Here is a 12,684-nt window from a genome sequence, read left to right as displayed (position 1 = left end):
AGCACCGGGAGAGGGGAGTCGCTCAGAGAGCCTCGAAGTCGGCGGAGACCGAGGCCGAGACCTCGATGTCCTCGGGCTTGAGGGCGAGCGCCTCCTCCTGACCGCCGAACTTCGCCGCGCGGCTCATCAGTGCGGAGCCGCCCTCGATGCGGGTGTGCGGGCGGAGTCCCGGCTCGAAGAGCGTGAGCACCCGGACCTCGTCGAACCCGAGCGCCGAGGCGTAGGCCGCAGCGCGCTCGCGGGCGTCGCGCACCGCCGCGATCCGCACCTCGCGCTCGGCGGTCGCGCGGTGCGCGGCGGTGACGTCCCAGTCGACACCCGACACCACCACGCCCGGCAGCTCGGAGACCGACGCGACCCAGCGGCCGAGCGCCTCGAAGTCGCGGTACTTCACCCGGACGCTGGCGGCGGCGACGTGGAAGAGCTGGGTCACGTCGGAGTCCTTGAGGTAGCGGCGGACCGTCGAGACCGAGACCTGGTCGGCCGACCACCAGGTCGCGACGCCCGACGCCTGCTCGGCGACGGCCTCCTCCCTGACCCGCGTGTGCACCGAGGTCACCTCGGAGAGCGCCTGCGATCGCGATCGCGACTCGCGCCGGATCTCGAGACGGACGGTGCCTCGTTCAGCGGGCAGGAAGTGCTGGGCGGTGCCAGCGACGGTGATGGTGGCCATCGTCCCATCGTGCCGCATCGGGCGCCGTCACGACCGGGCGGGGCCGGTCCGACGGATCCGCTCGACGAGGGCGCGCTCGATCGCGAGGTTGCTGAGCACCTGCTCCCGATGCCCACCGCGAGCAGGCGGGACGACCTCTCCGGAGCGGGGGTCGACGAAGCCGCGAAGGGCGCGCTCCCCCTCGGCGATCGACTCCTCGAGGAGCTCGAGTCGACGCGCGAGACGATCAGACTCGTACGTCTCGGCGGAGATCCTGTCCTCGGACGGGGAGTGGGCGGTTCGGGCGGAGGTGCTCATGATGATCCGATCCATCGGGGCGCCCGGTGTCGGCGCCGTCCCCAGAGAGACACGCAGGGGCGCCATCGATGACGCACTGGCGCGGAATGTACCCCCGAGGTGGCGCGAAGTGCACTCGCGCCCGTCAGTCGCGGAAGACCGAGAGCTGCTCGTTCTCGACGATCGCGAGCGTGCGGACCAGGCGCGTGTAGCGCTCGACGAGCTCCGACTCCTCCGACCCCTGGCCGAGCAGGGCCGAGATGCTCTCGGCGGGGAACAGGCCCACGATCTCCATCGCGACGGCGCGGGCGTGCTCGAACGAGAGTCCGTGCGCGTACTCCACGGCCCGAGCCAGCTGGGGCCGCTCTCCGGCGGGCAGCGCCGAGGCCGAGCCCGGGTCGGCGGCGTGCGCCAGGACCGCCACGAACACCCGCGCGATCTCATCGACGCGCAGGGCGCGGACGAGGGTCAGGAGGCGGGAGGACACGCGGGAGACTCCGCGTGCGAGGAGCTCGCCGCTGAGAGCGCGCACCTCGATGACGTCGCCTCCGACGAAATCGCCCGAGACCCTCTTGATCCCGGAGGCGAACAGGCTCGATCCGGCGGCGATGCTCCGCTCGGCCTCGAGGTTGATCTCGACGCGTCCGCGGGCGGTCGCGACGCCCGAGATCCAGCGCTGGTCGACGGCGGGGTGCCCGTGGACCGCGCGGACCAGGGTTCCCGGGCCCGGGTCGCTCAGGGCGCTGAGGATCACCTCGGGGGTGCGGGAGCCGGCGATCCTGGTCGAGACCCCGTTGTGCGCGGCCAGCTCGGCCGCCCGGAGCTTCGAGCGGATGCCGCCGCGACCGGTGCCGCCCTTCTGGACCCCGATGCCGCGCAGCTCGGCGATGCCGAGCTCGTCGAGGTGCACGCCCTCGGCGATGCTGCCGGCGAAGACGCCCGGCACGTCGGTGAGCAGCAGCAGCAGGTCGGCACCGAGGAGCATGGCGAGAGCGCCCGCGACTCCGTCGTTGTCGGAGCCCGCGGAGTCGATGGTGTCGTTGCCGTTGACCACGGGGACGACGCCGGCGTCGAGGGCGTGACGGATCGCCTCCGCCACGTGCGCCATCTGCGTCGGGGAGGCGAGGTCGGACTCGCCGATCAGGATCTGCGCGACGAGGGCGCCGGAGAGCTCCGCCACCGAGCGGTAGAAGCCCATCAGGACGGTCTGGCCGACGGCCGCGGCGAGACGCGGGCTGATCGGGGCGTCCTGCGAGCGGGCGAAGAGAGCCCGTCCGGACGAGACGGCGCCGGAGGAGACGAGGACGACGTCCCAGCCCGCCTCGTGAGCGGCGAACGCGCTCTCGAGTGCGCTCGCGAGCAGAACCGGATCGGGCCCGGACTGCTTCGTGACCGAGCTGGATCCCATCTTGACCACGAGGATCCGCCTCCGGGAGACGGTCGAGGGCTCGGCGGAATCGGAGAGGGCGTCGGGCATGGCTCCCATGGTAGAGGCGCGGTCGCGCACGGTCGGAGCGGCGATTACCTAGTGGGGATCGGTTTTCGCGGGTAGCCTGCGGGAGGAGCCGATGCGGGCTCCCCCTTCGGAAGGACCTCCCGTGACACTGCCGTCAACTCCCTCGGACGTCGACCGCCGCTACCTCGATCCTCTGCGGCCCGTCGAGGAGCGGGTCGAGATCCTCCTCGCGCAGATGAGCGTCGAGGAGAAGGCCGGTCTGTTCTTCCAGACCATGATCGTGATGGGCGAGGGCGGCGAGCTCGCCGACGCGGACGGAGCCTTCGGCCTGCCCTCGACATCGTCGATGGTGCTCGAGAAGAGGATGACCCACTTCAACCTCCTGGGCGGCGGAGGCGCGACGGCGCGAGAGATCGCCGAGTGGCACAACCGACTGCAGGAGCTCGCCTCCGGGACTCGGCTCGGCATCCCGGTGACGCTGTCGACCGATCCGCGGCACTCCTTCACCGACAACCCGGGGACGGGCGCCCAGGCCGCGGCGTTCTCGCAGTGGCCCGAGCCCCTCGGCCTCGGCGCGATCGGCGACGAGGAGCTCGTCCAGCGCTTCGGCGACATCGCCCGGCGGGAGTACCTGGCCGTCGGACTGCGGGTCGCCCTGCATCCGCAGATCGACCTCGCGACCGAGTCGCGCTGGGCCAGGCAGGTGGGCACGTTCGGCGAGGACGCCGAGCTCACCGGACGTCTCGGAGCGGCGTACATCCGCGGGTTCCAGGGCGAGACGCTCGGATCGACATCGGTGGCGACGATGACCAAGCACTTCCCGGGCGGCGGTCCGCAGAAGGACGGGGAGGATCCGCACTTCGCCTACGGGCGCGAGCAGGTCTACCCGGGCGACAACGCCGAGTACCACCTCCGGCCGTTCGAGCGAGCGTTCGAGGCCGGGACGAGCCAGATCATGCCGTACTACGGGATGCCGGTCGGGACTGCGCTCGAGGAGGTCGGCTTCGGCTTCAACCGATCGGTGATCACCGGTCTGCTGCGGGAGCGCTTCGGGTTCGACGGGATCGTCTGCACCGACTGGGGGCTGCTGTCCGACGCGCACATCATGGGCGATCTGCACCCTGCTCGGGCCTGGGGAGTCGAGCACCTGTCGGTGCCGGAGCGGATGCGGAAGGCGATCGAGGCGGGCGTCGACCAGTTCGGCGGCGAGGCGATCCCCGAGGTGCTGGTCGCGCTGGTCGAGGAGGGCGTGATCAGCGAGGAGCGGCTCGACGTCTCGGCGCGGCGACTGCTGCGGGAGAAGTTCGTGCTCGGGCTGTTCGACGAGCGGGCCGTCGACCCGGCGGCCGCGGAGTCCGTGGTCGGCTCGGCGGAGTTCCGGGCGGCGGGCGAGGAGGCCCAGCGCGCGGCGATCACGGTGCTGGCGCACGACGGGGTCCTCCCGGCGCGGCGCGGGCTCCGGCTGTACGTGGAGGGGATCGACGCGGCGACCGCCTCGTCCTACGGAACGGTCGTCGACTCGCCGGAAGAGGCCGATCTGGCGGTGATCCGGCTCCAGGCGCCGTTCGAGCGGCGGACGACGGCGTTCGAGAACTTCTTCCACGCGGGGTCGCTCGACTTCTCGCCCGAGGCGCTGGAGCACGTCACGTCGGTCGCGGGGAGGGTCCCCACCGTCGTCGACGTGTTCCTGGACCGGCCGGCGATCCTGACGCCGTTCGTCGGAACGGTCGCCGCACTGCTGGGCGACTTCGGCGCCTCGGGCGCAGCGCTGCTGGACGTGGTGTTCGGAATGTCGGAGGCCCGTGGGAGGCTGCCGATGGACCTTCCGCGGTCGATGGCCGCGGCGTCGGCGCGACGACCCGATGTGCCGTTCGACACGGAGGATCCGCTGTTCCGCTTCGGACACGGACTCGCTCTCTAGAGGGGCTCCGGGCCCGCGGAACGGGGCGGTGAGACTCCTCCACAGGGGCGTCGAGCAGGGCCTTCTCCCCGGGTCGTGAGCGACTCGCCACGGATGTCGGTGGCGATTGACATACTCGAACACATGTTCGAACATGGGCAGATGAGCCCCCCTTCCCGCCCCCTCTCCGCAGGGACGACCGAGGCAGCAGAACCCCTTCTGCGGCAGCTCGCGTCGGTGAAGGAGCTGCAGTCGCGGATCCGCGACATGCAGGCGACCACGCTCGAGACGAAGAGCATGGCGACCCTGCCGGCGTTCGCCTCCGCTCTTCCCGGCGGATCGCTCAAGCAGGGCGCCGCCTATTCGGTCGAGGGCTCGATGAGCCTCGCGATGGGGCTGCTCGCCGGCCCCTCCGCCGAGGGCGCCTGGTGCGGCGTCGTGGGCGTGCCCGAGTTCGGGGCCGAGGCGGCGGCCGGCATGGGGATCGACCTCGAGCGGCTGGTGCTCGTGCCCTCGCCGGCCGAGCACTGGCTCACCGTCACCGCGGCGCTGGTCGACGTCCTGACGGTCGTCCTCACCCGCCCGCCCGCCTCCGTGTCCTCGGCCGACGTCTCCCGGCTGGGTGCTCGGCTGAGGCAGCGGGGCGCCGCCCTCGTCGTCCTCGGCGAGTGGCCGCAGGCCGAGGCGCGGCTCAGCCTGCGCAGCAGCCGCTGGGAGGGGCTGGGGGCCGGGCACGGCTACCTGCGCTCGCGGGAGGCGCTCGTCGACGTCGTCGGCCGCGCGGGGACGCGCGTGCGCACGGTGCGGATGAGCATGCCGGGCACGGGCGGGGCCTTCGGCGTCCTCACCGAGCGCTCGCGCCTGCACGAACGGGCGGTGTGAGATGGCGAGCGCTCCCGAGCTGCGCCGGACCATCCTGGTCTGGTGCCCCGACTGGCCGCTGCTCGCGGCGGCCGCCGACGCAGGTCTCGCGGCGGAGGCGCCTCTCGCCCTGACCGAGAAGAGCAGGGTCTTCGCCTGCTCCCCCTCTGCGCGCGCCGAGGGAGTGCGCCGGGGCATGAGGATCCGCGAGGCGCAGTCGCGCTGCACCGGCCTCACGGTCCTCCCCTACGATCCGGTGCTCGACCACCGCGCCTTCGAGCCCCTCGTCCAGGCGCTGGAGGAGATCACCCCGGGCGTCCAGCTCATCCGTCCCGGCCTGTGCGCGATCCGGGCCAGGGGCCCCCGGCGCTACTACGGGAGCGAGCAGTCCGCGGCGGAGGCCGTGCTGCGCCGGCTCGCCGAGCTGGGCGTGGCGCGGGCGCGCATCGGGATCGCCGACGGCCTCTTCGCCTCCGAGCTCGCGGCGAAGCACTCGGGTGAGCCCGTCGCGATCGTGCCGACCGGCGCGACCGCGGAGTTCCTCTCCTCCCTGCCGCTCGACGCCCTCGAGACCGAGGCCGTCGGGATGCGCTCCCGGCCTCCGGTCAGAGGAGAGGATCTCGTGACCCTCCTGCGTCGACTCGGCGTGCGGACGCTCGGCGCCTTCGCCGCCCTCCCCCGAGAGGACGTCGCAGCGCGGTTCGGCCCCGACGGAGCCCGGGCGCACCTCCTGGCCTCCGGCTCCGAGACCGAGACGGTGGTCCCCCGGCTGCCCCCCGAGCGCCTCGATCGGGCGCTCGAGTTCGAGCCGCCGCTCGACCGGATCGACCAGGCGGCCTTCGCCTTCCGCGTCCCCGCGGAGGAGTTCGTCGACGGGCTCACCCGCTCGATGCTGGTCGCGACGGCGATCCGCATCGAGGTCACCAGCGATCGAGGAGAGCTCTCATCGCGGAGCTGGCTGCACCCACGCTGGTTCACCCCCGCCGACGTCCTCGACCGCGTGCGCTGGCAGCTGCAGGGCAGCGGGGCGATCGACGCGGGGCTCGGCTCGCCGATCTCCCGCATCCACGTCGAGCCCGAGGCCGTCGACGCGATCGGCAACCACGAGCAGGGGCTGTGGGGCACGGCACCCGAAGAGCGGGTCCACCACGGCCTGAGCCGGGTGCAGAGCGTCCTGGGCCACGAGGCGGTCGTCACCGCATCGGTCGGCGGAGGACGGGCCCTGCGCGACCGCCAGCACCTGATCCCCTGGGGGGACCGCGAACCGGGCGACGCCCGCCCGCGCGGACTGCCGTGGCCGGGCTCCCTCCCGCCGCCGCTGCCGCCCACGGTCTTCCCCGAGCCGGCGGCCGTGCTGGTGCGGGGGCCGCGGGGCGAGCCGGTCTCGGTCGACGACCGCGGCACCCTCACCTCCGTCCCCGCCTACTTCACCCCCGGCACCTCCCAGGCCCGGCTCGAGCCGGTGACGGGCTGGGCCGGCCCGTGGCCGATCGACGAGCGGTGGTGGGACGCGCGCACGGCCGTCCGCTACGACCGCTTCCAGGTGGTCGACTCCGGAGGGGTCGCCTGGCTGCTGCTCTGCCTCGACGGCGAGTGGGCGGCCGAGGCCCGCTACGACTGACCGCACGTCTCCGGATCCGCACTGCCCTGCACTCCCGGACCTCCGCACTCCCGGACCTCTGCACTCCGAGACTGCGACCCCGACACTCCGCACTCCCGATTCCGACGAAGGAGCCCCATGGGCTGGAACAACCCGCCGATCCCCTGGTCGGAGTTCGAACGGCGCCTGTCCACCGGTCGCCGCGCCGACGGCACCGTCGTCCGCGGCGACGGAGGCGACAGCCCCGCCTGGTCGCACAAGCGCGGCGCCTACTCCTCGGCAGACGACGTCACGGCGCCCGCCGAGAAGGTGCCCTACGCCGAGCTGCACGCCCACTCCAACTTCAGCTTTCTCGACGGCGCCAGCCGCCCCGAGCAGCTGATCGAGGAGGCGGTCCGACTCGGGATCGACACCCTCGCCCTGACCGACCACGACGGCCTCTACGGCATCGTGCGGATGGCGGAGGCGGCACAGGGGCAGAGAGCCCTGGGTCACGACGTGCGCACCGCGTTCGGTGCCGAGCTCTCGCTCGGGCTGCGGAGCCCGCAGAACGGCATCGCCGACCCGGAGGGCTCGCACCTGCTCGTCCTGGCACGCCGCGAGGAGGGCTACCACCGCCTCGCGCGAGCGATCACGACCGCTCAGCTCGCCGGAGCCGAGAAGGGCAAGCCGAGCTACGACCTCGACGAGCTCGCCCGCGCGGCCGACGGGCACTGGATCGTGCTCACCGGGTGCAGGAAGGGCCGCGTGCGCCAGGCCCTCCTCGCGGAGGGAGCGGCGGCGGCCGAGGACGAGGTGCGCGAGCTCGTGCGCCTGTTCGGCGTCCCCAACGTCCTCGTGGAGCTCTTCGACCACGGCGACCCGCTCGCCTCCCTGCACAACGACGTGCTCGCCGAGATCGCCGGCCGCCTCCGGCTGCGCCTCGTCGCCACCGGCAACGTGCACTACGCCCGGCCGGAGGACCGGCCGCTGCAGACGGCGCTGGCGGCCGTCCGCGCCCGACGGAGTCTCGACGAGATGGACGGCTGGCTTCCCGCAGCAGCAGGGGCGCACCTGCGCTCCGGAGCCGAGATGGCCGAGCGCTTCGCGCGCTATCCCGGTGCGGTCGAGAACACGGTCCGCGTCGCGGACGAGGTCGCCTTCGAGCTGAGCCGGGTGCGGCCCCGGCTTCCTCGTCAGGAGGTCCCCGAGGGTCACACGCCGATGAGCTGGCTGCGCGAGCTGGTCCGCGAGGCCGTGCCCCGGAAGTACCCGCGTGCCGACTCGGACGTGCTCGACCGCCTCGACAAGGAGCTCGCTGTCATCGAGGACAAGGACTTCCCCGGCTACTTCCTGATCGTGCACGACATCGTCCACTTCGCGAAGGGCAAGGGGATCCTCTGCCAGGGGCGGGGATCCGCCGCCAACTCCGCGGTCTGCTACGTCCTCGGCATCACGGCGGTGGACTCGATCTTCTACGACCTCCCCTTCGAGCGCTTCCTCTCGAGCATCCGCGATGAGGAGCCCGACATCGACGTCGACTTCGACTCCGAGCGGCGCGAGGAGGTGATCCAGCACGTCTACGAGAAGTACGGACGGCTGAACGCGGCCCAGGTCGCGAACGTGATCACCTACCGGCCCAAGTTCGCGGTGCGCGACATGGCGAAGGCGCTCGGCTACAGCGCCGGCCAGCAGGACGGCTGGTCGAAGCAGGTGGAGAGATGGGGAGCCATCACCGAGAGCAGCGCCGACCACGACATCCCCGACGACGTCGTCGCGCTGTCGACCCGCGTCCTCGGGGCGCCCCGCCACCTGGGCATCCACTCGGGCGGCATGGTGCTCACCGACCGGCCGGTCGGCGAGGTGTGCCCGATCGAGCCCGCGCGGATGGAGAAGCGGACGGTCCTGCAGTGGGACAAGGACGACTGCGCCTGGATGGGGCTCGTCAAGTTCGACCTCCTCGGCCTCGGGATGCTCGCCGCCCTGCAGTACACCTTCGACCTCGTCGCCGAGCACGTCGGCGAGAAGTGGGACCTCTCGACCATCCCCCGCGAGGAGAAGGGCGTCTACGACCAGCTCTGCCGGGCCGACTCCATCGGGGTCTTCCAGGTCGAGAGCCGGGCGCAGATGGGCACGCTCCCCCGGCTGCAGCCGCGACGCTTCTACGACCTGGTGATCGAGGTCGCCCTGATCCGCCCAGGTCCCATCCAGGGCGGCGCCGTGCACCCCTACATCCGCCGCAAGCTCGGCGAGGAGCCGGTCAGCTACCAGCACCCCCTCCTCGTGACGCCCCTCAAGCGCACGCTCGGGGTGCCGCTGTTCCAGGAGCAGCTCATGCAGGTCGCCGTGGCCGTCGGCGACTGCAGCGCGGAGGACGCCGACCTGCTCCGCCGGGCGATGGGCTCCAAGCGGGGCACCGAGAAGATCGAGACCCTGCGCGGCCGCCTCTACGAGGGCATGGCCCGCAACGGGATCACGGGCGACGTGGCGGACGACATCTACCGCAGGATCCAGGCCTTCGCCAACTTCGGCTTCGCCGAGAGCCACGCGATCAGCTTCGCCCTGCTCGTCTACGCCAGCGCGTGGCTGCGCCTGCACTACCCGGCCGCCTTCACCGCCGCCCTGCTGCGCGCGCAGCCGATGGGCTTCTACGCCCCGCACACGCTGGTCGCCGACGCCCGGCGGCACGGAGTGCGCATCGGCTCCCCCGACGTCAACCTGTCCCTCTCGCACCCGGGTCTCGAGGCGATCACCGACGGGCCCGCCCTCCGGCGGAACGGCGCACCCCTCGGCCACGACCGCTGCCTCGCGGCGGATCAGCCCCCGACGGGTCTCTTCGACCGCTCCGAGCCGTTCGACACCGACGACCACCGTCGCGACGGCGGCTTCCTCGTGCGACTGGGGCTGGCCGAGGTGAAGGGCATCGGAGCGGCCCTCGCCGAGCACGTCGTCGCCGAGCGCGAGCGCGGCGGCCCGTACGCGAGCATGGCCGACCTCTCGCGAAGGGCGGGCCTCACGGCGAGTCAGCTCGAGGCGCTCGGCGCGGCCGGAGCGTTCGACTCGCTCGGACTCGACCGCCGACAGGCGCTGTGGGAGGCGGGGACGGCGTCCGCCGACCGCGAGGAGTTCCTCCCCGACTCCGTGGTCGCCGTTCAGCCTCCCCTGCTCCCGATGCTCTCGGCGCAGGAGCGCGTCGTCTTCGACTTCTGGGCCACGGGGATCTCCCCCGACGACCACCCCCTCCGGCACCTGCGCGGCGATCTGCGCGACCGGGGAGCACGGTCGACCGCCGATCTCCCGGGCACGCCCTCCGGAACCCGGGTGGAGGTCGGCGGGGTCGTGATCCACCGTCAACGTCCCTCCACAGCCGGCGGAGTGACCTTCATGAACCTCGAGGACGAGCACGGGATCCTCAACGTGATCTGTTCCGTCGGAGTATGGAACCGCTACCGGCGCATCGCCCGGGAGGCGCCCGCTCTGCTCGTCAGAGGGATCCTCGAGCGCTCCGACGAGGGCGTGACCAACCTCCTCGCCGACCGCTTCGAGGCGCTGACGCTCGGCGCCCGAACCACGTCCCGCAACTTCCGATGACCGCACGCACGCGACGACGACCACACCGACGACAGCTCGACCCACGAGGAAGCGACACCATGACGCACACCGACCACGTCCCCACCACGACGATCGACGCACCCCTCGTGGAGGACCGCGAGCTGCGCGACCGCGTCTCCTCGCTGATCGGGCCCGCCTACCGCAGGGCTCTCTGGCCGCTCTTCCTCGACCGCGACGGCTACCAGCTGCCGATCCTCTACCCGGTCGACGGCCTGCCCGTGCACCCCGACGAGGAGAAGACGGAGCGCATCGTCGCGACGCTCGCCAAGGCCGTCGCCCATCAGGACGTCGGAGCGCTCGCCTTCGCGCTCGAGCGCCCCGGCCGGGCCTTCCTCGGCGAGTCCGACCGCGTCCTCGCCCGGCACCTCGCCGCCGCCTGCCACCGCAGGGCGATCCCCCTGCGAGCCCTCCTGCTCGTTCACGACGACGGCGTGCGCATCATCGCGACAGGAGAGTACGCGGGGGCGGTGCGGTGAGGGCGGTGGCGATCGGCGACGTCCCCGCGGGACGGCGACTCAGACGGGACGGGCGAGGGTGATCAGCAGCGACGAGGCGCCGAGGTCGACCTCGGTGTCGCCGGGCTGCACCGCGTACTCGCCCACGCCGAGCAGCGACTCCGCCACCTCGGGCAGCGGGACGCGGGCTGCGGCGTCGCCGACGTTGATCGCGATCGTCACGCGACCGCGTCCGAGGGTCAGCCAGCGCGCCTGCTCGTCGAGCGCGACCTCGACCGAGCCGAAGCGCGGGTCTGTCAACTCGGGGAAGCGGCGGCGCAGGGCGGCGAGCTCGCGGTACACGCCGAGGATGCGAGCGTGACGCCCCTCCTCGGCCTCCGACCAGTCGAGGCGCGAGCGCGTGAAGGTCTCGGGGTCCTGCGGGTCGGGGACGACGGCGGGGTCCCAGCCCATCCGGGCGAACTCCTCGATGCGACCCTTCGCCGTCGCCTCGCCCAGATCCTTCTCGGGGTGCGAGGTGAAGAACTGCCACGGCGTCGACGCCGCCCACTCCTCGCCCATGAAGAGCATCGGGGTGAAGGGGCCGAGCAGGGTCAGCGCGGCGGCGATGGCGAGCCGGCCCTCGTCGAGGGTCGCGGTGAGCCGGTCTCCGATCGCACGGTTGCCGATCTGGTCGTGGTTCTGGCTGCAGACGACGAGTCGCCAGGTCGGCATGTGCTCGACATCGACAGGGCGACCGTGGTGACGGCCGCGGAAGGTCGAGAGGGTCCCGTCGTGGAAGAAGCCGCGCGTGAGCACCTTCCCCAGAGCGCCGAGCGGAGCGAAGTCCTCGTAGTAGCCGGTCGTCTCACCCGTGAGCGCGACGTGGACGGCGTGGTGGAAGTCGTCGCTCCACTGGGCGTCGAGGCCGTAGCCCCCCGCCTCGCGCGGAGTGATCAGCTTCGGGTCGTTCAGATCCGACTCCGCGATCAGCGTCAGCGGCCGACCGACGTGCGCCGACAGCACGGCGACCTCTGCCGCCATCTCCTCGAGCACGTGCACCGCGCTCTCGTCGGAGAGGGCGTGCACCGCGTCCAGGCGCAGCGCGTCGACGTGGTAGTCGCGGAGCCACATCAGCGCGTTGTCGATGATGTAGCCGCGCACCACGTCGGCTCCGGGGCCGTCGAGGTTGACGGAGCTGCCCCAGGTGTTGGCCTTCTCGCTCTTGAGGTAGGGGCCGAACTCGGGGAGGTAGTTGCCGCTCGGGCCGAGGTGGTTGTACACCACGTCCTGGACGACGCCGATCCCGGCGCGGTGAGCGGCGTCGACGAAGCGCTGGTACGCCTCCGGTCCGCCGTACGGCTCGTGGACGGCGTACCAGAGCACTCCGTCGTAACCCCAGTTGTGCGTCCCGTTCACCGCGTTCACGGGAAGGATCTCGACGAAGTCGACACCGATCGAGCGCAGGTGCTCGAGCTTGCCGGCCGCCGCCTCGAGCGTGCCCTCGGGAGTGAACGTCCCGACGTGCAGCTCGTAGATGACCGCACCGGCGAGCTGGCGCCCGGTCCACGCCTGATCGGCCCACTCGTGCGCCGCCGGGTCGAACGTCCGCGACAGCTCGTGGACACCGCTCGGCTGTCGCCTCGACCGCGGGTCCGGGAAGGGACCGGACCCGTCGATGCGGTAGCCGTAGTCGACCTCGCCCGTGGTCGCGACCCGATCCGTCACGCGCCACCAGCCGTCCTCCCCGCTCGAGGCCATCGGCACGGCGCTGCCTCCGCCGAGGACGAGCTCGATGGAGGAGGCGTCGGGCGCCCAGACGTCGAACCGCTCGGGACCCGTCGTCGGCAGGGCGTGGCGGTAGTGGGTCGTGCTGTTCACGGAGATCTCCAG

The 12,684-nt window shown here is 72.3% G+C and carries 9 protein-coding genes; 5 read left to right on the top strand and 4 right to left on the bottom strand.

The window, feature by feature from the left end:
- Positions 1-22: 22 nt before the first annotated feature.
- The 3 genes from GRS92_RS04080 to proB all read right to left on the bottom strand — a co-directional run bounded on the left by GRS92_RS04080 (position 23) and on the right by proB (position 2,426).
- On the bottom strand, positions 23-673 hold the full coding sequence (locus GRS92_RS04080) for an SIMPL domain-containing protein (RefSeq protein WP_159853569.1): 651 nt from the start codon (positions 671-673) through the stop codon (positions 23-25).
- Positions 674-700: 27 nt separating this feature from the next.
- Positions 701-970, bottom strand: coding sequence for a hypothetical protein (locus GRS92_RS04075; protein ID WP_159853567.1), 270 nt, complete (start codon positions 968-970; stop codon positions 701-703).
- Positions 971-1,094: 124 nt separating this feature from the next.
- Positions 1,095-2,426: a glutamate 5-kinase gene (gene proB, locus GRS92_RS04070; protein ID WP_159853565.1), complete on the bottom strand. Its 1,332-nt coding sequence runs from the start codon at positions 2,424-2,426 to the stop codon at positions 1,095-1,097.
- Between the two features lie 91 nt (positions 2,427-2,517).
- Here proB and GRS92_RS04065 point away from each other — a divergent pair, with 91 nt between their 5' ends.
- The 5 genes from GRS92_RS04065 to GRS92_RS04045 all read left to right on the top strand — a co-directional run bounded on the left by GRS92_RS04065 (position 2,518) and on the right by GRS92_RS04045 (position 10,833).
- On the top strand, positions 2,518-4,326 hold the full coding sequence (locus GRS92_RS04065) for a glycoside hydrolase family 3 N-terminal domain-containing protein (protein WP_159853563.1): 1,809 nt from the start codon (positions 2,518-2,520) through the stop codon (positions 4,324-4,326).
- 141 nt (positions 4,327-4,467) lie between these two features.
- Positions 4,468-5,187 (top strand): hypothetical protein, encoded by a 720-nt coding sequence (locus tag GRS92_RS04060; RefSeq protein WP_159853562.1) that lies wholly within the window; start codon positions 4,468-4,470, stop codon positions 5,185-5,187.
- Between the two features lies 1 nt (position 5,188).
- On the top strand, positions 5,189-6,787 hold the full coding sequence (locus GRS92_RS04055) for a DNA polymerase Y family protein (RefSeq protein WP_159853561.1): 1,599 nt from the start codon (positions 5,189-5,191) through the stop codon (positions 6,785-6,787).
- Positions 6,788-6,904: 117 nt separating this feature from the next.
- A complete protein-coding gene (locus tag GRS92_RS04050) occupies positions 6,905-10,336 on the top strand; it encodes an error-prone DNA polymerase (RefSeq protein WP_159853560.1) in 3,432 nt (1,143 codons plus the stop codon).
- A 59-nt stretch (positions 10,337-10,395) separates the two neighbouring features.
- A complete protein-coding gene (locus tag GRS92_RS04045; protein WP_159853559.1) occupies positions 10,396-10,833 on the top strand; it encodes a hypothetical protein in 438 nt (145 codons plus the stop codon).
- Positions 10,834-10,872: 39 nt separating this feature from the next.
- Here GRS92_RS04045 and treZ read toward each other — a convergent pair whose 3' ends face one another.
- Positions 10,873-12,672: a malto-oligosyltrehalose trehalohydrolase gene (treZ, locus tag GRS92_RS04040; RefSeq protein ID WP_235021810.1), complete on the bottom strand. Its 1,800-nt coding sequence runs from the start codon at positions 12,670-12,672 to the stop codon at positions 10,873-10,875.
- Between the last annotated feature and the right edge of the window lie 12 nt (positions 12,673-12,684).

The sequence above is a fragment of the Rathayibacter sp. VKM Ac-2754 genome, from assembly GCF_009807095.1.
In the GTDB taxonomy this organism is placed as follows: Bacteria; Actinomycetota; Actinomycetes; order Actinomycetales; family Microbacteriaceae; genus Rathayibacter.
This window is presented reverse-complemented; position numbering and strand designations above follow the sequence as displayed.